Here is a 24,868-nt window from a genome sequence, read left to right as displayed (position 1 = left end):
AAAACCAACCGACATTACTAACTGAAGGTTGTATCTAACTCTGGGGGCAGGTCAATGCCATGACGAGGCTCGGCAAAAGTACAAAGAAGATTTTGTAGGTTATACTGTAGTTCAAAAAGATTTGTTTGATGAAGCGACTGTCGAGCAGGTTATAAATAGAGCGTTACAGACAACGCCTCAATACACGCAGACTCACGATGACAGCTCTATGGTTGCATATTCTTATGTCCCTGATAATTTTGCCAAAAACTATACCGTAAAATTCACTTATGTCTTCGTGAAGCGACCATATATTAATAAAGACAACTGTGTCCTTCTTTCGGCATCAGTAAAATCAGAGCTTGATATGAGCTGGCTGAATAAACAGGCCAAGTGATTTGCATACTTAGACCGGAATGCTTTTGACTTTCCTTCGACCCAGTACGTCAAACGTTGTATCTTTCTATAAGAGGCTTTTGTAAGCCTCTTAATTATTTATTAAACCAGTAAAGCCCCAGGATATTCAGTAAATAAAAAATTATCGGGCATGACAAAGCAATTTATTAACATGTCACCCTTCGTGCAAATCAGACGTGCGATAAGGGCCAGTTTCTTGATAGTTTGGGTCTTCATTGAGAAATACATATTCTACTAATTGGAGGCATCACCGTTTGATTAATGGCGTTAAGATACCATCCTTACCTGTTAATACCTGACCGGACTGGAGGGCATTAAGTCTTTGTCGAAATCGAAGGGCTGGGACATGTGTCATTCCTTTTTTGAAGTATATTATTGGAATGACACAGAATTTCTAACGCGCTTTAAAATTTATAATTGACTTACAAGCTTCACTATCTGTGCTATTTTTTCTTGTTTTTGTAGATAATCACCATAAGAACGGAGTGCTCCATCAATCAATGTTTCATAATAAACAATACGTCCGTTTACACCTTCCATCATTGAATCTACCCATTTTTGCCCACGATCAATATCGCTGATTTCCTCACCCAGAACAAAAATAACCTGAACATGAGGCTCTTTATTAGGCTCTACTTTTCTTGAACATTTTTCGACAGCTTGTTTGTATTTCGCACCTTGTCCAGTTAAAGCGTAAGCAGACGTTTTAACACTTGCTCTTTTGAGTTCAATAATGAGATGAACTCCAGCAGTATTTCGATATTTAATATCAAGCCTGCCTTTTTTCTCATCATCACTCAGACCTGCATCTATATCGTCCCACTCCTTCTGAACATTTGTTTCCATTCTTTCTGTACCATTGGCCCTTTCCCACGAAGGGTCTAGTAACCAAAGATGCGTAAATAAATATTTTTGCAACACTTTTTCTTTTTCATTTTTATCGACAAGATTTTCAAATTGCTTAATCACATCAACTCTACTTTTTGCGATTTCATAATAAAGTGTTGCTTCAAGGTCATCTTGCTTTGCCAATAGTGGAAGAAGTTTTGAAGCATCAAGAACCATGTCGTCAGCTAGCTCAGAGCTCATCTCTTGAATTCTTAATCTTTCAAAAGCAAAAATGGCATGTTTAAATAATTCTCTTTTTTTAGAATCATCTTCTAAAGGTAAAGATTCAATGCGAGCAAGAAGTTTTTTTGCGTGGGGTTGAGAACCACCGGTCAGAGAATCGAGCCAATTTGATAAAATTGGGTTAGCATCTGTTGCTTCTTCCACACCTGTCTCCTCACGCCAAGCCGACCATTGACCAGCAATTTTTCTCATTGTTTGCTTTAAGAATGCTAATAGATATTGATAACGCTCATCATCCTGAACAACTCGTTGCCTGTCGCTAGTTGCAATATCATCTTCTTCATCTGTATCTAGAAAGTCCGCTTCCAATTGACCTGTAAGATATTTTGTGTATAAACCGCCATCATTTATATCTTCCAAGATATTTTCTTGAAATAGTCGCCCTCTTGATAACACAATAATATTATTAAGATTCCCTTCTGGAGACTTTAATTGACCAGAACTCTTAACACTTCCGATCCAGCCTTTTATAACCCAGGCTGGATTTGGGGCCTTCTCTAGGTTTGTAGGTAGTTTGGTGCTATTTTTTAATTCAGGACATACACGAGTAAAATCTATCCCAGAGTCCATATCCCAAAAGAATTGTAAGTTAGACAAATCTTCCCTGTCTTTTATAGTAATTTCAGTACTATCAACAAAGACTTTAAACGATTCACTGCCAATTACGCTGAACCGACGAGCGATCTTTTTTCTTAATGCGCTTGCCGTCAATGATAATCTTTTTTTCTTTAATTCTCTTAAAACTATTTGAGTGCCGCTATCTATCGTTAAAAATTCAAAATCTAAAGGAGTAGGATGGTAGTTGCTGCCACCATTATCTATTTCCTTTTGAATTTCATCAGCATGCATGATAAGGCCATGAAGTTGACCATCTTTAAAAGAACTAACTTCGACACTATTAGCTATAGAAAATAATGAAAGCTTACCGATACCTTTACGGCCCATCGGTTTTCTACCCATCGGGGTTAATCTCAATTCCGGTTTGTTTCTTTTGCTATAGCCGACGTAAAGATATCTCTTATTCATATCATCAATAGTCATTCCAAAACCATTATCTTTAATAATAATTTCGTTTTCATTGAGTGATATATCCACACGAGTGGCATCTGCATCCCATGCATTGGCTACCGCCTCTGTTAACACTGCTGCAACATTACTGTAAAGGTTTATACCAAGATGTCCCAAAACACTTAAACCAACTTGCATGGTGTAAATATGCTCAGTTTCAGTATTCTTTCGCCCCAGCGTACTATTTTCCATTACTATGTCCGTCCAGTTTATTTTGTATGTGTTTTACAAAACTTTCTCCAACTACTTCTCCTAGCCTTACAGGAACAGCATTACCAATCATACGGCCTAATCGAGTAAAACTGACCTCTTCACTATGTGGAAGAAATTCATATGTTTCAGGAAAGCTTTGAAATATAGCTGCTTCTCTCAAGGATATGGCTCTATTTTGTACAGGATGACCAAAACGCCCATTTCCGTAGCCAAAGCATAAAGTCGTCATCGTCGGAGCGGGAGTGTTCCAACTCATTCGACCATATACGGATGTATAAGTTTTCCCTGACTCTTTTTTGTGGCAGTTTGCGATTAAACTTGGATCCCAGTCTTCCCAAGTGCCGCCTTGTTTTGACTGTTTAATCCGTTCTAAATTTATTCGAGTAAGGTTAGCACAAGCATGTAATGGGTCTTTTTTATCGATCTGACCAGCCTCAAGAGGTGGGAGATGACTAATAGCATCACGAACTGTCAAATAATTATTAGCGTGGGTCGGTTCATCTAAATTAATCTCACCGAATTTTGATGCGAGAAGGACTAGACGTTGCCTTTTTTGCGGTACACCATAATCAAGGCAATTTACAACTTCTGACCATACATGGTAGCCATTTGCCTTAAGGGTTCTCCTGAAATTTAAGAATACCTCGTGGTCACGAAGCTGAGGCACATTCTCCATCGTAACTAAATCTGGTTGCGTCTCAACCACCAATCGGCTAAATTCGTCTAACAACTTCCATTTATTATTATCTACAGCTTTTTTACCTTTTTGATAGGAAGAAAAAGGTTGGCAAGGGGCACACCCAGCCAGCAGTTTAATGGCACCATCCCCCCATAGTCGTAAGAGATCCTTACCAGAAACTGTGCTAATGTCTGCATGTATGTATGAAGCAGAATTATTTTTCTCATAGGCCCACTTGCAATCAGGGTCCAAATCGACACCAGCATGTACTTTTATCCCTGCACGAATTAATCCATGTGATAATCCGCCCACTCCGCAAAAGAGGTCTATCGCGCTAATTCTGGTCATTTATTGTTCGCTCATGCTGTCTACTTGAATGCAGTAGGCTAGCTACCATACCACTTGATTTGTCAAGAAGGCCTGATATGGCTCCTTGTGTATATGTTTATCACTATAATATTTATATGAAAAGAAAATACAATATTTCTCAAGTTCAAACAATTTCAAAATAACACTTAAATCAATATTATCATTTAAATTCAGTTGGTTAAGAAGAAAGAGTGTCTATCTCATAGGGGCTTTGTTGAATAAATCAGATTCAGGGCGAGAGTCTCTGTAGCTGACCGGGTGTTCAATCACCAGAACGGTGTGATAGCAAGGTCAGAATAGCGCAGAGGCCATCCCCTGAATGCTGGCGTTGCTGACTCATATCAGGCATGAATCGCCTCATCATCAAGCCAGAAAGTGATGGAGCCACGAGTAATCAGGGCCTTGTTGTAGTTGTTCCAGTTGGTGATTTTGGACTTCTGCTTTGCCACGGAACTGCCTGCATTGTCAGTCAGGATGATGCGTGATCTTATCCTTCAACTCAGCAAAAGTTTGATTTATTCAACAAAGCCAGCGCTAGATAAAAAAAACGCCAATTATTTATGATTTTATTGCCATAAGCAATATCGCTGAACTTGTTTTCGCCAAGGCATGAATCACGAAATCAACCGCGAAGATCCTCTATAAAGTGGACTGATCCCACAACCGTAGAAGTTTCCTATCCTCACGATGAGACCTATTCAAAGGACTCCGGACTGATGCCGCCCAGGTGATTGTGGCGCCAGGCAATGTAATCAAAGATGTCCGCAGCGGCTTGCTTTGGGATTGTCTGGCTGCCAGCCGCTCAACTACCGGAATCCGCAGGTACTTTAACGGGACTTTATAAACTGATAAACATTGACCTTGATAGAGGGCTCCCGCCACGCGTCATGCTATTCTTACTCGTAGTTTCTCCAACGAATTCAATACAATGTACATTGATAAATTTTTAACTGAATATGATGAGTCGCTGACCGGCGAGATGAATATCGACCCTTTGGGTCAACTGGTTATCTGGTCATCCTGGGGACAGGATCTCTTTCACGGCCGCATAACTTCTATTGCCAATGATGTCAGGCAATATACGCTCAACCTGCTGCACCACAGCGTCATCCGAAAAATAATGCTGGATGATGCTGTGCAAACCGCTGGCGCGATGAAAATATGCTATCCCAAAAAGCAGCTCAGGGAGTTTATCGCGGCAAGCCTTATTCATCTGGAGAATATTTATATTTATTCGATGTTAGGGGCGGAACAGGACGACGTAACACTCGCGGGAGTGCAGGGGATTAATAAGGCCAGGGCAAAATGGCATATCTCTGATAAGAACCCTCAGCTCACTTTTGGCCATCAGAAGGAAAGTGAACTGCTGACAAACCAGCTTGCGCTCGGTACTAACGGCCGCTATAAATCGCCAATGATCAGTATGCGTTTTTTCACGACGACCTACGACTATGATCTGCCGGATAGTAAGCCTGTATGGGATGCCACCGAGGCCTATATACAGCAGATCTCCGAGTTATGCCAACTGCGTGATGCTGCGCTGACCTATCTTAAGTCGTTGATGTGCGAAGAAAGCAAAGATGCCCTGACGTCCTTCTTCAAGAATATCCCCGACAGTCTTAAAACTCGCTACGTCAGCACATTTCGCAACCCTAAACATGTGGGCAACTACTCGCAGGCATTCTGGCTCGCCAGAACCGGACTCAATAAAAATGGTGCAGGTGCCATTTATCGGGTACTGGAGCGAGAACGAAAATACCCTGAGCAATCACCTTTGCCGATTTCGAGTGTTTTTCTTGAAGCCAGGAAGAATGCCGATGCAACGATGGAAATGGAAGAATGCGAGCGGCAAACGCTGGGATACATTATTGAGGCAGAACCGTTTCTGTCTTTAATTGACCTGATGTTCACAGGACTAAGGCGGCAGAGCCAGCAGAGCCTCGACGACTTCGCGCTATTCTGGCAGCGGAACGGACTGACGACTCAGAGTTTACCTCAACTGTCGATGAGGATTGAGCGAAACAATGAGCTGGTAGCATCGCTTTCCGGTACACCCAACAGACGCTTTCGGCAACTACTTGCGCTAGCCAGCGCGCCGTCTCTGGAGGAGCAGGTGCGTGGGCTGCTGGCGTATCATAGTGGACTGATGGAAGCCCGTGGGCAGTTTCCATGGATTATCTTTGAAGGAAATATCATCTCGCTGCAGACTCCACCTGTAGCTATTGATCTGGAACGTAAAAGTAGCGATTGGGTAAACCATTATTACATACCGCAATTTCGTCATTTACTGGATGGATTATGGGGAGGTGAAGCGTGAAGCTCCTTGATGCGTTTAAAGAGCAAATAGCGCAGATGGGGCCGCTGAAACGAGTCTGGCTCACGACCTTTAATCTCGATATCGCGTTTGTCGAAAGCCGGATTCTTCCGGCCGTCCTGGATATCGACCCGCCTGTAGGTCGCATGGACTATGAAGGGCTGCAGCGGGCATTAAATGAAAGCAATATTGATTTTCGCGTTTATTGCGATCCGCGAATGATCGCCCTGGATAAACCTAAAAGAACCTCAATTGCAGTTTATCCCGTGTCGGTGCGTAAGCTTGCTGCGGATGAAGCATTATATCTGGACGGGGAGCACAGCCTGTTTCATCCCAAGGTGTTTTACCTTGAAGATAAGAACAAGAAAATTGTCCTCGGAGCCGGAAGCGCGAATCTTACGCTCAGCGGCTGGGGGCGGAATCAGGAGGCCGTGGACTTTCGGACGGTTTCCAGCAATGCGCAGTATCAGCAGATAAAACAGTTTTTTACGGCATTTGATGAGGGTGTTAACAGCAGTGACTTTTTCCCTGTGCGTCGCAGATTCTACGGTAAGGACTTGGGCTGGACGTTTATTCATAGTCTCAGCGCGTTCACGCTGATGGATGCGCTAAGCGCGAATGGTGAATTGACAACGCTCAGCGTCTGGTCTCCTTATCTTGCCGATAATTTGCCTGCTCTGATAGCGAAGTTAGCAGGGCCTGATCTGCGCGTTGAGCTGGTGCCTGATCTTGCTGCAGGGCAATTCATTCGTACACGCTGGGGAGAGGAGCTGCAGGCGCTAATTGCGGTACAGCGATTGACGTTGTTTAAACCTCCCGCCGAACGTGATCCGCGATTAATGATGACGCACGCCAAGCTGTGGCTGGGAGAGAGTACAACGGGCCGTCACCTGGCGATAGGCTCCTGGAACTTCACCGGACCAGGCTGCAGTAGTCTGAAGGTAAAGGGGAGAAATGTTGAAGCCGGGATCGTACATTCCGTCAGCAAACGGACCACGTTGTGCTCGATAGTGTGGGTTGTGAATGAGAGGGATTTTGCCAGTGAAGAATTGCTGGAAGAGGAAGCCCTGGTGCCGGGCAGTCTCCCGCCTTTCGACTTGACGGTTATTTTTGACTGGCAGCGCTGCGAATACAGGCTTACCGGAAAGTGGTTTCTCGGCAAGCCGAAGGAGGAGCACAGGCTGCTTCTGCCCGGGATCAAAACACCGGTCAGACTTACGTGGAACACAGCTGACGGTACGCTGGCATCTCCTTTGCTGATAAATGTCGAGCAAAGCGCAGCACTGCTGGATAGCCCTTTCTATATGCTGCGTAAAACCGGTGAAGCGGACTGGACAGGGACTATTGTTGAAACGGGCTCAGAATATCGCCGCGCCCTGCGCTTTAAATCACTGGACGATATTCTAGACAGTTATATGAATTCCTCCGAACCTGAGCAAAGCGATAATCTGATACTCCGCAGCGTGGCAGGTCATGATGAATTATTCAGCGAGGAGAGCGACGAGACAGGGTTCCTAAGCCCGGAAGCTACCAGCTACTTCCGACTGTTTCAGGCAATGCGGCTACGCAGTAAAGCGTTATCAGCCATGGATAATAAAGAACAACTACACCGTCGCCTGTTCAGCGAACCCGGTTGTCTGCTGGAACTGGCAGAAATGGTCAAAGCGCGAGTTGAAAAGGAACCCGCGTCAGTGTTCAACTGGTTTCTGACACATGAGGTCAATAGCATGGTTGCTCTGGCACAGGCGAGATTTGATGATATCAATAAAGAAAATGCATCGAGCGCCGCAGATATTTCCGCGCATCAGTGGAGCTCAGTGCGCGTTTCTCCCCCACCTCTGAAGGGGAAAAAAAGTACCCAACGTTATCTGGATATCATCCGTAAAGAGTGTGGATATGATAACTAAACAACCTCAGCCTGTTACGCCTCATTGTGTCTCAGAAAAGATGAACTTTGATGTAGCCGACCCCTTATGGCGCTACGAAACGTGCAGCACCAGCATGGCGGCAAAGCAGGCTGAAGGCGTAGCGGGCCTGTGGAATTTGCTTGCTGATCAGCGGGTAGCGCTGCTTGCCGATGAAGTGGGTATGGGAAAGACCTATCAGGCAATAGCAGTGATGCTGCTAATGTGGCAGGAGAAGCCTGATGCGCGCATTCTGGTCATGGCCCCAAACTCGACACTGTGCAACAACTGGAAAACAGAGTTCACTACCTTTATTCATAAGCATCTTAGAATGAAAGATAACCCCTTTACTTCTTATAAGGGAAAGGAAAAATACGCGCCGCAGTTTCATGGTCGGCTGAAAGAACTGAGCGCAGCTATTAAAGAAAAGTCTCATTATTTCTTTCTGACCACTATCTATTCGTTGAGCGGACTGGTACCGAAGGATGAAAAAGACAATGCATTTTTTGTCGCTGAGAAGTATGGTGAAATGTATAGGCAGGAAATAAAAGATGCTCTCGATGGTGCGGGTTTTGATTTGATTATCATCGACGAAGCTCACTATTTCCGCAACCGTAATGACAGCCAGCGAGCAGGTGCGGCACGTACTTTCTTTGGGGAAGGGAAAGACCGGCTGGCCCGAAATGCGCTGCTGCTGACCGCAACGCCAAATCATTCTGCGGCACGGAATATATACGATATATTAAGTTACTTCACAGATATTACGATGAAGTATGACATGGATGATGTACGTTCTTTGATGGAGAATTTCGCCATCCGTCGATTGCGGAAGATGTGCGGGAGCGATAATCAGCATTACAGTAAATATGCATATCGTCGGGAGCAGGCAAGTGCCGCCAGCTTTTCTGGTAGCGCTGAGGCAGAGCTGTTTTTTGCCTTTTATCAAAAAAAACTGGTTGAAGAGCTGGATAAAGAGAACAAAGGCAGCGGCGACAAGCGGATGATGTATGGATACCTGGAGGGTTTTGAATCCACTGGCAATATTGAGAATGAGCAGGATGCACATGATAATGAGCATACTCAAACTGATTTTAGCCGGGCGCTGGATACGTCTCTGTTAACCGGGCTGACGCGGCAGTTTCATGATGTTTACCACCGTTTTCCGGATCATCCCAAATACGATGTACTGGTCAATGAGTGTATGTCCGACGATCCCTTTGCATCTCAGGCACTATATAGCCGCAAGCATCTGGTCTTTGTCCGCCGTATCCCGTCGGTGCGCGAGATAACTCAGCGTATTAATGCTCGCTATGATGAGATGATGGCTGAGCGATTGATTCGGCTTTGGCAACTGCCGCCGGAGGCGTTGGAGAAATGGCGCAGTACGCGCTGGTCCCGGGAAGAGTATGAAAACCTTATATCGGAAAAAACTATCAATTCTCAGGATACAGATGAGCCTGCAGAGGAATGCTTACTGGACGATGATAGCGAAGAAAATGAAGCAAAGCTTTCCAGCAGGATCGCGGCGCTTTTCGTGACCAAAACGAGTGGCATACTGCGGCGCACGGACTGCAGTAACGTCAGCCTGCGCTTTCGCCGTCCGGAGAGTTTGTTATCGCTGTTTCTGGAACCTGCCCGCGATGGTATTTCGGCAACTTATGCACAGTATTATCGCAGAGAGTCCGGAGAGCGGATGCGTGATAGCTACAGTGATGCCGCGAGGGATATTCGTCAGGAAATGCTGGTGGAGAATGTTTCAAACTATGCCCACCCGATGCCTACGGCCTGGGGAATTATGTTCGATTTACTTCCTGAGCAGCATCAACATCAGATCAGGACATGGAAAGCGCAGCCGAACGGCATGGCGATAGTCGAGAACCTTGCCAACTATCTGCGCATTGGCTACCTGTTTGCCAGCCCGGTGATGGTCGAACTTTACTGTTGGTTTACTGAATTTAACCGTGTATCCCAGCGCGGCGATGCCCAGCAGCGCTATCTGCAATTTATTGAATGGGTGACGCCGAAATTCAAGGATTCGCTGATACTGCGTTATTTCTCGGCAGCCATCCAAACATTTGAAACGCTGTGTGAGAAGATTGTTGGCCAGCCGCTTGATAATAGCCTTTACGCCTGGCGCGAACTCAGCAGCCTGAACAGTCCGGCATGGTACGCCAGCGGTGAGTCTCACAACCGTGAGCGGCTTATACGCGGGTTTAACTCGCCATTCTTCCCGGATGTGCTTGTGGCGACTTCGGTGATGCAGGAAGGCGTAAATCTGCATCTGCAATGCCATAAAGTCCATCATTACGGCATTGCCTGGACTCCCGGCGATAATGAGCAGAGGAATGGTCGCGTCGATCGCCTCTTTGGCCGCGTGAATATGCTGCTTAGAGAGAGCAGTAATGCCGAGATGGTTATTAATTATCCTTATCTCGCAAGCTCCTTCGATCAGGATCAACTGGCTTCATTCATTCACCATAAGTACGTCGTGGAGGAAAAACTGGATAACTGTGAAACGCAGAGTTTCAATCGAGAAATTGATACGAAAGAGAGTACATCGGGCTGGCGTCGGTGGCTACGGAAGCCCGTCAGGGATCGCGAAGTTGAAGATCCTTACCCGGCAAAGTTTGGTCACCAGTAGTGGCGTTATTGATGCTCTGGGAAATAAACCTCGCCTCTCTAACAGAGACATCAGCCATGGCGGAATATTTCCGGAATACCGGAAGCACTACTGACTGGCGCAAACTGCTGAAGCTGGTACCCCTTATAATGTATTGCGTCAGAGTATCGATACACTGACGCATATCGAGTGTTTTGTGTGCTAGCAAGATGGGTTTCAATTTTAGTAGAGGGACCAGACTCTCATCATGCCATCATAAAAGCATCCAAATCGTCCGCATTTTTGATAATTTTGTTTTTATCGACACCGTAAGCTTGTGCCAGCGTAATGCTTGCTTCCAGCAACTGGCGGTTGTTTTCCACGTTGAAGGCTGCAGTTGTCAGCTCACCTAATGCCTCAAACTCGGACAGAATACGCTTAAGCGCCCGCTGCTCAATGTCATTCAAACGGCGGTTGAAATCGTCCATTTTCGCCTGCAAAGCCTGGCTGGTTTTGCCATCCAGATTTTTGGCAACAGTGACCAGAAACTTCCCTGAGATAGATCCAATCAGTGCTCCCAATACAGGCACAGGGATTAATGTCTGACCAGCAATGGTCATAGCGCCCACAATGGCTGATTCAGCGCAGACTATAAGCCCGAGATCGGTAAACTCATCGAGATCTATCTCACCACGCTGAAAAGACATATTAAGGCTTCCTACCCCCTTGGCTGCGGTAACTAATGCGCTGGCGAAGGGGGCTCCCATTGAGGCGTAATTTGTCAGGGTGTAAATCGCCCCTGCGGACACGCCCCCTATAGCTGCTCCTTTCAGCGTATCCAGCCCTACGTCCTGCCAGTCCTCTGTATCGAATTCGCCACGGAAGATATTTTTACCGTCCCGATACTTGCGGTAAGTACCCGTTCCGAGAGCAAAAGTGGCCCCGAAGGCTGCCCCCATAGCTGTAGCTCGCATGGCTTCGTTGAGCGAAGGTTGGTGTTCTTCAACGATTTCGGCTTTTTTTACCTCATTTTTCTCTGCTACTTCCTGTAACACTCAACGCCCCTGCTGGACCACTGGCGGTGCAAGAAGAGCCGAAGATCCTCAATATAACCTGTGAGGTGGCATTCCGGCATGGAACGCTCCGCCTCAACGGCACTGTCAGCGAAAAGCTCCTGACTCTTCTGATACAGGAGCTCAAACGGTGATCCCGTTATGCGGAAGATGGCTGGGCCGAAGCAAACAACAACATCGCTAAATGCCCTGCGGACGGTCAGTCTGGGTCGTAAAAACGTCCTGTTCTTCGGCTCTGACCACGGTGGTGAGCGGGGAGCACTGCTGTACAGCCTGATCGGAACGTGCAAACTGAATAGCGTGGATCCAGAAGGCTACCTCTGCTATGTGCTTGACGTCATCGCCGACTGGCCAGTCAACCGGGTCAGCGAACTGCTACCCTGGCGCATCACACCGCCAACTGAATAACACATCCCCGTCAATACGGCCCTCGGTGTACGCTTACTCACCTCTGTTCAGGTGGCCAAATTCAGTAAACCACAACAGACCGAATGTTATTAGCCATGTTATCGGCGTTTTTCCAGGATAAGATGGCTGTGAGGCATTTTCAGAAGGAATTATTGTGGCGACTAAAATGTGGATGATCCGCGGTGATGGCGGAAAATTGTATGATGACTTCAGGGACAAACAGGTTGTTGCTATCGGCTGGTCGCAGCTCGCACCCTATGTCAAACCGGGGTGCTCAAGAGAGCAGTTGTTTACCCGGTACCAAGAGATTGAGCCACAGACTAAGCCTGGCACAGTTCGTTCTGGTGCTTCTCAGGTCTGGCGCTTTGTAAATGAGATGCAGAAAGGCGACTGGGCTATCACTTATTCACCTTCTAATCGGACCTATTTACTAGGGAAAATTGCCTCAGATTTTGAGTTTCATGCCGAGTGGCTTGAAGATGGCATGGGCATCGCCCGTAAAGTGAAGTGGAACGCGGAAGAGATTAAACGCGATAGTCTGAGTGATGCAACCAGAAACACCCTTGGCTCTACGCTGACGGTTTTTCAGGTGCCTGATTTTGCCGTGAATGAATTAGTGCAGGGCAAAAAGCCTGTCTCAGATGTCGTGCCGGAAGTACCTGTTTCAGATGGAGAGGATGAGGTTGTTTCTAATACTCTGCGCGACATGGAAATGATCGCTTTTGAAGGCATCAAAGATCGTATCAACCGTCTCGACTGGGATGAGATGCAGAATCTGGTCGCTGGCGTGTTACGCAGCATGGGATATAAAACTCAGGTATCGCCTGCTGGTGCTGATCGTGGGAAAGATATCATTGCTTCCCCTGACGGTTTTGGCTTCGAAAATCCACGTATTATTGTTGAAGTGAAGCACCGGCGGGAACAGATGAGCAGCCAGCAAATTCGTAGCTTTATCGGTGGCCGTCATAAAGACGATCGCGGGTTGTATGTCAGCACAGGCGGATTCAGCAAGGATGCACGTTATGAGGCCGATCGTTCTACAATCCCGTTGACGCTATGGACGCTGGACGATTTGGTACGCGCGTTAGTGGAAAACTATGAGCAGGTGGATATAGAGACTAAGCTATTGGTTCCACTAAAGAAAACGTATTTGCCTGCATGAGGCATCAGCATTGTCACTGTGTAAACAGTTACTGTAGTTACATAGCTCTGAATTGATCATGCTTATGTGATAGCATCGCAGAACCATTAGATCTGTCTGTTGTAGGGATGGAATGGGGAACGAAACATATGCATTTCCCCTCCATCTCACAGAGCCATCATGCATTAGTGCTTTTAAGAAACAGGCAATCTTTTGGCTACAGTCAGGGGCTGCTGTTGACCAGGTATAACTAGACATCCAGTGATGTGTCCCCTGACTAATAATGCTGAGATTGCCCCGCGTTATTGAGTGATAGCCTGAGGCAGACTCCATTTTAGGTTGCCGCGAGAGAGTATCATGAAACTGATTGATAACATTAATGCGTTATTAGGAGATGAGCTGAAGCAGACGTTACAACCTGGTGTGAAGCTTAAAATCGCAGCATCCTGCTTTTCAATTTATGCATTTGATGCTCTGAAAGAACAACTTGAAAATATTGATAGTCTGGAATTCATTTTTACTTCCCCTATATTTGTAGAGGAAGAGGCGGTTGATAAACTCAGAAAAGAAAAACGCGAGTTTCATATTCCCGGTGAAAATAAAGAGCGAAGCTTTTTTGGTAGTGAGTTTGAAATCCAGCTAAAAAATAAACTGACTCAGAAAGCGATAGCCCGTGAGTGTGCGGAATGGATTCGCCGTAAAGCTCAATTTCGTTCAAACTTAACTCCAGCACCGATGCAGCCTTTTGCTGTTATTAAAGCAAATGATAAGGAAGTTGTCTATCAGCCTTTGCAAGGGTTCACGGCGGTGGATCTTGGGTATGAGAAAGGCAACGCTGTTTCCAATTTAGTTCTGGGCATAGATGAATCGTCGTCAACGGCAACATTTCTGACGCTCTTTGAACAAATCTGGCAGGATAAAGAAAAACTGACTAATGTAACCGAACGCTTGGTACATTACATGAGTACGGTCTATCTGGAGAATCCACCTGAACAGATTTATTTCCAGCTACTTTATAATCTTTTTAGCGAGTTTTTAGAAGATATCAATGACGATGTACTGCCAAATGATAAGACTGGCTATCAGGAAAGTTTGATTTGGAATAAATTATTCAACTTTCAAAGGGATGCGGCGACCGGTATTATTAACAAACTGGAAACCTTTAATGGCTGTATTCTTGCCGATAGCGTCGGTTTGGGTAAGACATTTACGGCACTGGCCGTAGTTAAGTATTACGAGCTGCGTAACAAGTCAGTGTTGGTTCTCTGTCCGAAAAAACTGGCGGATAACTGGACCAACTATAATCAGAATCTCGTTACTAATCCGTTTGCAAAAGACCGGTTTAACTTCGATGTACTTTGTCATACTGATTTGCAGCGCACTCGAGGAGAATCGTTAGGTATTGCGTTGAATCGGATCAACTGGGGAAATTATGATCTGGTAGTGATCGATGAATCACATAACTTTCGTAATAATCAGGCTTTTAAAGAGCGAGAAACACGATACCAGACTCTGATGAATAAGGTAATTAGAGCAGGAGTCAAAACTAAGGTTTTGATGCTTTCAGCTACACCAGTAAACAACAAATTTAGTGATCTGAAGAATCAACTGGCTCTGGCGTATGAAGGAGATCCTGGTTCTCTCCATCAGCAGATTGGTACTCAGTCAGGAATAGATGAAATATTTCGGCGTGCGCAGAAAAGTTTTAATGTATGGGCGGAGTTGTCGCCGGAAAATCGCACCGCTTCAGCGTTATTGAATGCACTTGATTTTGATTTCTTCCGTTTGCTTGATAGTGTGACTATTGCACGCTCACGCAAACATATCCAAACTTTTTATGACACCAAAGACATTGGTCGTTTTCCTACGCGTAAGAAGCCTCTTTCATTCCAACCCTCTCTGACAACCCATGAGCAGGTGATTGGTTTTAATACTATTTTTGAGCAGTTATCCAGCCTACGTTTAGCTGTTTATGCCCCGGTCAGTTATATTCTGCCGAGTCGTATGGCTAAATATGAAGCACTATATGATACCAGCGTAAAAGGTGGCAGTACGTTGCGTCAGGTTGACCGCGAGAAGGCCTTACAACGGTTGATGACCATAAATCTGCTTAAGCGGCTGGAAAGTTCAGTACAAGCATTCAGGTTAACGCTTAGTAGTTTGCAAAAAATATTACGTGATGCTTTGCACAATATTGCCGCGTTTAAGGCTAGCGGTTTAGAAGAGGAGCTTACCACGGTTGATTCTGATAACGGAATTAGCGATCCGGATATTGAGCTCGACCTTGAACTTGATGATTTGGAAGAAGCTTTCTCGACTGGTGGGAAAGTCAAAATTAATCTGGCGGATATGGATTTGCCCTCGTGGGAATACCATCTTGTCAATGATCTAACCATTATTGATGAACTCTTAGATGAGATGGCGAGAGTAACGCCGGAACATGATGCTAAGCTGTTGCATCTGAAAGGTGTGCTTGAAAATAAATGGGCAAATCCCATCAATCCAGGTAATAAAAAAATTCTGATCTTTACTGCTTTTGCCGATACTGCGGATTACCTCTATGAGCAGTTACATTATTTATGCTGGCAAAAACATGGATTACATCTAGGGAAAGTCACGGGAAGTAGTACTGTTAAATCGACGATTGGGAAGGGTTATGATTTTCAGAGCCTGCTGACGTTGTTTTCATCAAGATCAAAATCAAAGGATCAGATCTTGCCTGATGAACCAGCCAGTCTGGATATTCTGATTGGTACCGACTGTATTTCAGAAGGGCAGAACCTGCAGGACTGCGATTACCTCATTAACTATGATATTCACTGGAATCCGGTGCGGATTATTCAACGCTTTGGCCGTGTTGATCGTATTGGATCAACCAATGAATACATTCAGTTGGTTAATTACTGGCCTGATATCAGCCTTGATGAATACATCAATCTGAAAGAGCGGGTAGAAAACCGCATGGTAATTACCGACCTCACCTCAACAGGTGATGATAACGTCCTGACGGCGCAGGCTAACGATGTGGCTTACCGTAAGGAGCAGCTCAAACGACTGCAGGAAGAAGTGATTGACCTGGAAGATCTGAAAGGAGGCGTTTCGATTACCGATTTGGGTCTGAACGAATTTCGTATGGATTTGTTGGGGTATCTGAAAACTCATCCAGATATTCGTCGTTTACCTCACGGCTTGCATACGGTTGTATCTGCCGAACCTGCTAAAGGCTTGGTACCTGGTGTCATCTTTGCGCTGCGTAATCGCCATCATGGCGTCAACATAGATAGGCAGAATCGTCTGCATCCCTATTACCTTATTTATATTACCGATGATGGAGCAGTGGCTATCAATCATCTTCAAATCAAGACCCTTCTGGACAACATTCGTGCTGTTTGTAAAGGTTGCGAGATTACCGATGATGCAGCCTGTCAGCGTTTCAATCAGAAAACGCGTGATGGAAGGGATATGAGCCATTACTCAGAACTTCTGGATAGGGCAATTCACGCGATGGTAGCTGTTAAGGAACAGAGCGATATTGACAGCCTGTTTAGTGGTGGGCCTACTTCAGCGCTGAACAATGAGATTGCTGGGCTAGAACAGTTTGAATTGATTAACTTTATCATAATTCAAAACTCTGATGAGGACTGTGGATGATGACTCCACATTATCGTTTTCCAGCTTCAGCTGAGTTAAATCGGCGCTTACCGAAAGAAACGTTTTACCAAAGGTTGAATCCAGGTTCTGCTCTTAGACAAGCATTTGTGGTGCAACTGCAGGAGATTGTCTGGAAATATAAACTGGCGGATGGAACACTGAATCTTGCAGCAAACAGCGATTATCCGGAACTACAGGTCATCGACATTGAACTTAAAGACGGTGCGTCTGATATTGATGTGGCGGTACTGCGTGCAATTGATTCATTGATCGTGTTTCCTGTGTACTTCCGTGTCACCCGCAGGTGTAATGAGGTTCTACAGATTCAATATCAGCTGGGCTATAAGCACTCTGTTGCTGAGGTTCAGCATAAGGTCACCCCAATATGTTACTTCGCTTCGGGTTGGTTTTCGCTACCTGATGAAAAAGATCTCGTCCCGCTACCCGTGGCGTTGAATATCTCTCAGTTGTATCGACAGTTGCTGCAACCATTGGCTACACTGCCGCCTCGTCGTGATGAACCCTTAACTATGTGGATGGCGCGTTTAGAGGATATAGCCAGGCAGGAGAAGCGTATCAGCCAACAGCAGAAACAACTTCAGCGCGAAAAACAGTTTAATCGCCGGGTTGAGCTGAATCGTGAGCTGGTGAAACTCCGGCATGCACTAGCAGCCTTGCAGGCTGTAGATGACTAAATCTATTGATTATTATCAGAAAATTTTACGGGAATATTTATGGATAAGCTGAAAATGCACAGCCCTAATCTGGTAGAACAGAATATCGACAAGCTGGCGGCGCTGTTCCCCAACTGCGTAACAGAGTCTAAAGATGAGAATGGCAAGCTGAAGCAAGCTATCGACTTTGACCTACTTAAGCAGGAATTGTCGCGCCATATTGTCGATGGGCCGCAGGAGCGCTATCAGCTTAACTGGCCGGGTAAGCGTGAGGCGTTACTGACAGCCAATGCACCTATTGCTAAGACTCTGCGCCCCTGTCGTGAAGAGAGCGTAAACTTCGATACAACCCGAAACCTGTTTATTGAAGGGGATAATCTTGATGCGCTGAAGCTTTTGCAGGAGACTTATCTTGGCAAGGTAAAGATGATCTATATTGATCCTCCGTATAATACAGGCCGAGATTTTATTTATGATGATGATTATAGCAGCGATATAGATACTTACTTACGTGAATCCAATCAATTGGACGAGAAAGGCCAACGTTTAGTAAGTAATACTGATGCAAATGGTCGCTTTCATTCTGATTGGTTGAGCATGATCTTCGCCAGATTACGTCTTGCCCGAAATCTTTTAAAAGATGATGGTGTTATATTTATTTCTATTGATGATAATGAGGTAGATAACTTACGCAAAGTCTGTAATGAGGTCTTTGGGGAAGATAATTTTATTGCACAGATTATTTGGCAGAAAGTATTTTCTCCGAAGAATAGTGCTAGGTGGTTTTCAGAGGATCATGATTACATCTTAGTTTATGCAAGGAATAGTTCTTCTTGGACGCCCAATTTGCTTCCACAAACAGATGAAATGATCGCAAGATATAAGAATCCTGATAATGATCCCCGTGGTGTATGGCAATCAGATAATTTGACTGCAAGAAATAAATATGATGCAGGTCTTTATGCTGTAACTTGTCCTTCTGGCAAAATAATTGAGGCTCCGCCTAAAGGAAGTTATTGGCGTGTAAGCTACAATAATTTTCAGAAGTTGAACCAAGATAATCGAATTTGGTGGGGGGTAGATGGTAATAATATGCCTCGCCTAAAACGATTTTTGTCGGAAGTAAAGCAGGGACGTACACCTCAAACTTTATGGTTCTATAAAGATGTAGGGCATACTCAGGATGCCAAGAAAACATTACTCAAGTATGTTCCTTTTGAATATACAGAAAATATGTTTAATTCTGTTAAACCAGTTGAATTACTCCAGAGAATAATTCAACTTTCCAGTAGCCCCAATGATAACGATATTATTCTGGATTTTTTCAGCGGTAGCGCAACGACTGCCCATGCAGTTATCAAACAAAATGTAGAAGATGGCGGTAATCGTTGTTTTATTGGTATTCAGATTTCTGAACCCTTCCCAATTCCAGAGACAGGAATGTCATCTATATTTGACATGGGATTAGTGAGAATAAAAAATGTAACTAAAGAGATTGCTGAACAATCAGATACCAACTCGTCTGATTTAGGCTTCCGTGTTCTGAGAATCGACACCTCCAATATGTCCGATATCTACTACACCCCTGATGCCGTAACCCAGGACGATCTTTTCGATCAGGTAGAAAACGTTAAATCCAATCGCACCGAAGAAGATCTCTTGTTTCAGGTTATGATTGACTGGGGCGTCGATCTGACTTTGCCGATCCGTCGCGAAACTATTGCCAATAAAAAAGTCTTTTTTGTCGATACCCAATCGGGTAACAGCCATGGAGCACTGGTAGCCTGTTTCGATAAAACGGGCGGAATTGATGAAGATTTTATCAAGCAGCTTGCGGCATTCAGCCCGCTGCGGCTGGTTTTCCGTGATGCTGGCTTCGCGTCCGATGCAGCAAAAACCAATGCCGAACAGCTGCTAAAACAGCTTAGTGCTACCACCGACGTGAAAACTATCTAAGGGGCCGAGATGGGTACTGCATTAGATAAATTGACTATTCAGGGCTTTAAGTCGATTCGTGAACTTAATGACTTCAAGCTAAATAAACTGAACATCATTGTCGGGGCCAACGGTGCGGGAAAGAGTAATTTTATCTCCTTCTTCAAAATGTTACTCGCGCTCATTGAGGGCAATTTAAATCGCTATGTGCGTGACAATGGAGGCGCTGGTGATTTGCTGTTTCAGGGGCGTAAGATTACTCAGAAAATGTTTTTTGAAACCCACTTTGGTTCTCGTGGTTATCGCTTTACGCTAGTACCGACTCCGGCAGACGGTTGCGCCATCGAAAATGAAGGGCGCTACTACTCGGGGGGAACAACCGGATGGTGGGAATTAGGGGATAGCGATGATGGCAAATCCCTGCTGGCGATGGAGGTTTTGGAAAATAAACCTGATGCAGCATATTCAAAACCCGTCTATGGGGCTATCACTTCGTGGCGGATATATCATTTTCATGATACCAGTGCTACCGCGGCGATGCGTAATTACGAGATCGTTCAGGACTGTGAGGTACTGCGGACAGATGCGGCCAACCTTGCACCTTTCCTGATGAATCTACAGAAAGATCATCCACATCAATATAAAGCAATTATTGATGCGGTGCGGCTGGTCACGCCGTTCTTTGATGATTTTATTCTTAAGCCACGAAATCAGGGGACCAAAGAAGACGTCAACCTGAGCTGGAGACAAAAAGGGTCTGACTACCCGATGCAGCCCTACCATCTCTCAGATGGTTCAATCCGCTTTGTATGCCTTGCGACGGCGCTTCTACAGCCTAATCCGCCATCCACAATCATTATTGATGAGCCGGAACTGGGACTTCACCCGGCGGCTATCGTTATTCTGGCTGAGTTAATTCAGCAAGCGGCGCAGCGCACTCAAGTGATTGTTGCTACTCAATCGCCGGCGCTTATCGACCAGTTTGCTATAGACGATATTGTGGTGGTGAACCGCCAGGATGGTGCTTCGACGTTTACCCGGCTGGACGAGTCCGACTATGCGCAGTGGCTGGAAAGTTACTCTGTAGGAGAGCTCTGGACCAAGAATGTCATCGCCGGAGGCCCACGTTATGAATAGTTATATTAACGTGATTGCCATTGTTGAAGGTAAGACTGAGCAGGTATTCATTGAACAGATACTAGCCCCTTGGTTGGCTGAAAGGATGATTTTTATGACCGCCACGCAGGTAAGTAAACCTGGCCAGAAAGGTGGAGATGTACGTTTTAGTCGGGTGAGCCGGGATATTGGTCTTCATCTTAAGCAACGTACTGACACCTATGTCACGACGTTGGTCGATTATTATGGCGTGACGGAATGGCCGGGGATGGATTCGTTACCTGCTCAGCGAGCACCAGCGCAGATCGCTGAGCATTTGAATACTGCAGTGATGAATGAGGTCAATAATCTGTTTGCCGAACAGCAGTCCGCGCGGCGTTTTATCCCCTTTATCACGCTTCATGAGTTTGAAGCTTTGTTGTTTAGCGACAGTTCAATCCTGGCGGCAGAACTCGGTATACCTGTGGCTAATGTGGAGGCGGTTGTGGCTGAGTGCGGTGAGCCCGAAGCGATAAATAATGGTCGTGAAACCGCGCCGTCCAAGCGGTTAAACAGATGGACGCCGGAAGGGAAATTTGGCAAAACGACGCAAGGAATTGCGATAGCAAAGCGGATTGGAATTACCAGAATGAGAGAACAGTGCCCGCTATTTAATACATGGATTGCGCGGTTTGAGGCGCTGATGGTGGAATCAGCATGAAATTAAAATTTAAACATCAGGCATATCAGGCGGACTCAGTTCAGGCGGTTATCGACTGCTTTAAAGGCCAGTTACCCGATGAGGCTGCTCGTCGCTACAGAATCGACCCTGGTACATCTGCTCAAGGTCGCTCAGGCTCAACAACCTATGTTGAAGCTGGGTTCAAAAACGCCGATATTCAGCTAAGTGAGCCGCAGTTACTGAACAACATTCAGGCGGTACAGGCGCGTCAAAACCTGCAACTGTCAGCGGCGCTAGATAATTACCGGGATGCGAATGGTAATAAGCAGACCAAATATCATCCAGGAGCCAAACTCAATCTCGATATTGAGATGGAAACGGGTACTGGTAAGACATATTGCTATGTGAAAACCATTTTTGAGCTCAATAAACATTACGGCTGGAGTAAGTTTATTATTGTGGTGCCGAGCATCGCCATCCGAGAAGGTGTTTATAAGTCTTTGCAAATTACGGCTGAGCATTTTCTTGAGGATTATCACCGTCAGGCTCGTTTCTTCATATATAACTCGAAAGAGCTGCATCAGTTAGAAAGCTTCTCTTCTGATGGTGGTATTAACATCATGGTCATCAACGTGCAAGCCTTTAACGCGCGTGGTGCTGATGCTCGTCGCATTTATGAAGAGTTAGATGACTTTCAGACCCGTCGTCCAATAGACGTGATCAAGGCTAACCGCCCAATCATGATCCTGGATGAACCGCAAAAGATGGAAGGTGCTAAGACACTGGATTCTTTCGCCGAATTCAACCCTCTTTTTATCTTGCGTTACTCGGCCACTCATAAAACCGAGCATAACAAAGTATTCCGCCTTGATGCGCTGGATGCTTATAACCAGAAGCTGGTCAAAAAAATTGCAGTACGCGGAATTACTACGCGAGGGCTGGCGGGGACTAATGCTTACCTTTATCTGGAGAATATTGAAATATCTGCTAGTAAACCGCCTGTGGCACGACTGGAATTTGAGATTAAACTCGCTAGCGGTGCGATAAAGCGTGATGTGCGTAAGGTAGGTAAAGGCTACAATCTATTCGAACAGTCAAATGGGTTGGAGCAATATCAGGGCTTCGTCGTCTCTGACATTAATGCCAATACTGATACGGTCAGTTTTACTAACGGAGTTGAGTTGACGGCAGGTGATGCCAGTGGTGATGTCAGCGAAGAGGCTCTACGCCGAATGCAAGTACGGGAAGCAGTGAAAGCGCACTTTGAAAAAGAGCGCCAATTGTTCCCATTAGGTATCAAAGTATTGAGTCTGTTTTTTATTGATGAAGTTGCTAAGTACCGTGATTATGGTGCACCCGATGACAAAGGTGAGTACGCCCAGATCTTCGAAGAGGAATATCTTCGCGAACTCGAGTTACAGGCTGATCTACTGACACCAGATTACCAGTATTACCTGCATGGGATCCCGGTTGAAAAGACTCATAATGGCTATTTCTCAATCGATAAAAAATCTAAACGCCTGATTGATCCAGTATTAGGTAAAAAAGCGACGGAAGCCGATGATGTAGATGCCTACGATTTGATCCTGAAAGATAAAGAGAAACTACTCAGCTTCAATGAACCTACCCGCTTTATCTTCTCTCACTCCGCGCTCCGTGAAGGCTGGGATAACCCGAATGTATTTGTTATCTGTACGCTTAAACACAGTGACAACACCATCTCGCGTCGTCAGGAAGTTGGACGGGGATTGCGTCTGGCGGTTAATCAGTTGGGCGATCGGATGGACGATCCGCTGACAGTGCATGATATTAATCGACTAACGGTTGTGGCGAGCGAAAGCTATAAAGACTTTGTCACCGCGTTGCAAAAAGATATCAGCGAGTCTTTGTCTGCCAGACCGCGCAAGGCTGATGAGAAATATTTTATTGGAAAAATACTGCATACAGAACAGGGCGATATCAGGGTTGGTGATGACTTGGCGAAGAAAATTTATCGCTACCTGGTAAAGCATGATTATACGGACGATCGGGATAATATTACTGAAACGTGGCTTCAGGCCAAAAAAGCAGGTGTAATTGCACCTTTTTCTGACGATCTTCAACCATACTTTGAGCAGATAATTGGTCTTATTGATGGGGTGTATAGTGATGGTAATCTACCTCCGCTGGACAACGATCGTAAAGGTAAGACTAATCCACTCAATGTTAACTTTGAAAAGAAAGCATTTCAGGAATTGTGGGCCAGGATCAACCATAAAGCCATTTATCAGGTTGAGTTCGATACGGATGAACTCATCAGCAAGGCCAGTAAAGCGCTTGATTCACAGCTACGTGTAGAAAAACTACACTTTAATATTGTTCGTGGTGAACAGGTAGACGATGCTACTTGGGAACAACTGAAGACTGGCCAGGGTTTTGTTGCCCGTGAAACCGCACGTGAAGAATATAATGCTTCTATTCACTCGCGTGTAAAATATGATTTACTGGGTAAAATTGGTGAGCCTACTCGCCTTAAACGTAGCACTGTGGCTGCAATTCTCAGGGGAATCCAACCTGCTGTATTTGAACAATTCAAAAATAATCCAGAGGATTTTATTAGTAAGGCAGCTCAGCTTATTAATGAGCAAAAGGCAACGATGGTGATAGAGCATCTGACTTACCATCTTCTGGAGGATAAATTTGATGCAAGTATTTTTACTGCCGGGCAAATTAAGCAGGATTTTACCAATGCTGGTCAGCCTTTGAAAAAACATATTTATGATTACTTGGTTACAGATTCTGAGATCGAGCGTAAATTTGTCTACGGTGATCCAAAGTCGGTTGAGCAAGGTGGGTTGGAGTTGGCTAAAGAAGTCACGGTTTATGCCAAATTACCAAAAGGTTTCTTCATTCCCACTCCAGTTGGTAACTATAATCCTGACTGGGCAATTGCATTTGAAGAAGATGCAGTAAAGCATGTTTACTTTGTGGCTGAAACAAAAGGATCAATGTCATCGCTTCAACTTAAGGGAATGGAAGAGGCAAAAATTGAATGTGCCAGACGCTTCTTTGAACAATTAAACGCAGAGTTGGTTGCAAAAAATGTAACTTACAATGTGGTGGATAATTTTAATAGTTTGATGAATATCGTGCGTTAGTTAAATCAATAACGGGCTAACCACTGTGATGAGGTTAGTCCGTGTTTTTATTGTAAGCATGACTATCCTTTTATTATAAACGTGAAACCACATCCTGTGGGCGTGGTCATCAATTGGTTCTGCTTTATTTTCTTTGGATTTAAATCTCGCAGAATTGGCAGGAGCTTTTTTTTAGAGTTTTAGCTCCCCTATGGAGCGTAATAAATGCTACCTTCTATGAAGACTGGTATTTATTTTTAATGAACTAAAAAGCGGAGATAGCGTAAGCTAAAGCCACTATCGCCGGTGATTCTGGTCCCAGTATCGTTAGGTTGTATACGTTATCTTAGTACCGTCTGGTCCCGAATCCAGGATCCTGAAACTTAAGCACCCACTTATTTTTCAGGTGGGCACCTCGAG

At 45.1% G+C, this 24,868-nt stretch carries 14 protein-coding genes and 2 pseudogenes; 12 read left to right on the top strand and 4 right to left on the bottom strand.

Features of this window, described 5'->3' with window-relative positions; genetic code table 11:
• Positions 1-28: 28 nt before the first annotated feature.
• Positions 29-376: a hypothetical protein gene (locus ABLU87_RS18095; RefSeq protein WP_348865998.1), complete on the top strand. Its 348-nt coding sequence runs from the start codon at positions 29-31 to the stop codon at positions 374-376.
• A gap of 431 nt (positions 377-807) precedes the next feature.
• Here ABLU87_RS18095 and ABLU87_RS18090 read toward each other — a convergent pair whose 3' ends face one another.
• The 3 genes and pseudogenes from ABLU87_RS18090 to ABLU87_RS18080 all read right to left on the bottom strand — a co-directional run.
• Entirely contained in the window at positions 808-2,787 is a 1,980-nt protein-coding gene (locus ABLU87_RS18090) for an ATP-binding protein (protein WP_128334931.1), read from the bottom strand.
• The gene (locus ABLU87_RS18085; protein ID WP_128334932.1) at positions 2,777-3,835 is read right to left on the bottom strand and encodes a DNA cytosine methyltransferase; all 1,059 of its coding nucleotides are present in this window, start codon (positions 3,833-3,835) and stop codon (positions 2,777-2,779) included. Before ABLU87_RS18085 ends, ABLU87_RS18090 begins: the two co-directional genes overlap by 11 nt.
• A gap of 299 nt (positions 3,836-4,134) precedes the next feature.
• Positions 4,135-4,305, bottom strand: a pseudogene (locus tag ABLU87_RS18080) (transposase); the annotation flags it as partial.
• Between the two features lie 479 nt (positions 4,306-4,784).
• Here ABLU87_RS18080 and ABLU87_RS18075 point away from each other — a divergent pair.
• The 3 genes from ABLU87_RS18075 to ABLU87_RS18065 are packed head-to-tail and all read left to right on the top strand — an operon-like array spanning position 4,785 to position 10,715.
• Positions 4,785-6,173 (top strand): hypothetical protein, encoded by a 1,389-nt coding sequence (locus ABLU87_RS18075; RefSeq protein WP_128334933.1) that lies wholly within the window; start codon positions 4,785-4,787, stop codon positions 6,171-6,173.
• Entirely contained in the window at positions 6,170-8,077 is a 1,908-nt protein-coding gene (locus ABLU87_RS18070) for a hypothetical protein (RefSeq protein ID WP_128334934.1), read from the top strand. Before ABLU87_RS18075 ends, ABLU87_RS18070 begins: the two co-directional genes overlap by 4 nt.
• On the top strand, positions 8,067-10,715 hold the full coding sequence (locus ABLU87_RS18065; RefSeq protein WP_128334935.1) for a DEAD/DEAH box helicase: 2,649 nt from the start codon (positions 8,067-8,069) through the stop codon (positions 10,713-10,715). The genes ABLU87_RS18070 and ABLU87_RS18065 overlap by 11 nt, the downstream gene beginning before the upstream one ends.
• A gap of 224 nt (positions 10,716-10,939) precedes the next feature.
• Here the strand turns inward: ABLU87_RS18065 and ABLU87_RS18060 are convergent, their stop codons facing one another.
• On the bottom strand, positions 10,940-11,728 hold the full coding sequence (locus ABLU87_RS18060; protein ID WP_225693724.1) for a hypothetical protein: 789 nt from the start codon (positions 11,726-11,728) through the stop codon (positions 10,940-10,942).
• Positions 11,729-11,880: 152 nt separating this feature from the next.
• Between ABLU87_RS18060 and ABLU87_RS18055 the strand changes: the two are divergent.
• From ABLU87_RS18055 to ABLU87_RS18020, 8 genes and pseudogenes are all read left to right on the top strand, one after another.
• Positions 11,881-12,154: pseudogene (locus ABLU87_RS18055) on the top strand (transposase domain-containing protein); the annotation flags it as partial.
• 172 nt (positions 12,155-12,326) lie between these two features.
• Positions 12,327-13,316 (top strand): restriction endonuclease, encoded by a 990-nt coding sequence (locus ABLU87_RS18050; protein ID WP_192469228.1) that lies wholly within the window; start codon positions 12,327-12,329, stop codon positions 13,314-13,316.
• Positions 13,317-13,652: 336 nt separating this feature from the next.
• Positions 13,653-16,946 (top strand): helicase-related protein, encoded by a 3,294-nt coding sequence (locus ABLU87_RS18045; protein WP_128335022.1) that lies wholly within the window; start codon positions 13,653-13,655, stop codon positions 16,944-16,946.
• On the top strand, positions 16,943-17,641 hold the full coding sequence (locus tag ABLU87_RS18040; protein WP_128335021.1) for a DUF4391 domain-containing protein: 699 nt from the start codon (positions 16,943-16,945) through the stop codon (positions 17,639-17,641). The genes ABLU87_RS18045 and ABLU87_RS18040 overlap by 4 nt, the downstream gene beginning before the upstream one ends.
• Positions 17,642-17,680: 39 nt before the next feature.
• Positions 17,681-19,576: a site-specific DNA-methyltransferase gene (locus ABLU87_RS18035; protein ID WP_047722919.1), complete on the top strand. Its 1,896-nt coding sequence runs from the start codon at positions 17,681-17,683 to the stop codon at positions 19,574-19,576.
• Between the two features lie 9 nt (positions 19,577-19,585).
• Complete coding sequence (locus tag ABLU87_RS18030) at positions 19,586-20,692, top strand: AAA family ATPase (protein WP_047722918.1); 1,107 nt, start codon at positions 19,586-19,588, stop codon at positions 20,690-20,692.
• Positions 20,685-21,371 (top strand): DUF4276 family protein, encoded by a 687-nt coding sequence (locus ABLU87_RS18025; protein WP_128335019.1) that lies wholly within the window; start codon positions 20,685-20,687, stop codon positions 21,369-21,371. The genes ABLU87_RS18030 and ABLU87_RS18025 overlap by 8 nt, the downstream gene beginning before the upstream one ends.
• Positions 21,368-24,469, top strand: a complete 3,102-nt coding sequence (locus tag ABLU87_RS18020) for a DEAD/DEAH box helicase family protein (RefSeq protein WP_192469227.1) — start codon at positions 21,368-21,370, stop codon at positions 24,467-24,469. Before ABLU87_RS18025 ends, ABLU87_RS18020 begins: the two co-directional genes overlap by 4 nt.
• Positions 24,470-24,868 lie beyond the last annotated feature (399 nt).

The organism is Klebsiella sp. CB_Kp196 (assembly GCF_040061575.1).
Taxonomy (GTDB): Bacteria; Pseudomonadota; Gammaproteobacteria; order Enterobacterales; family Enterobacteriaceae; genus Klebsiella; species Klebsiella michiganensis.
Note: the sequence above shows the minus strand (reverse complement) of the source record. Positions and strands in the feature narration are given on the sequence as shown.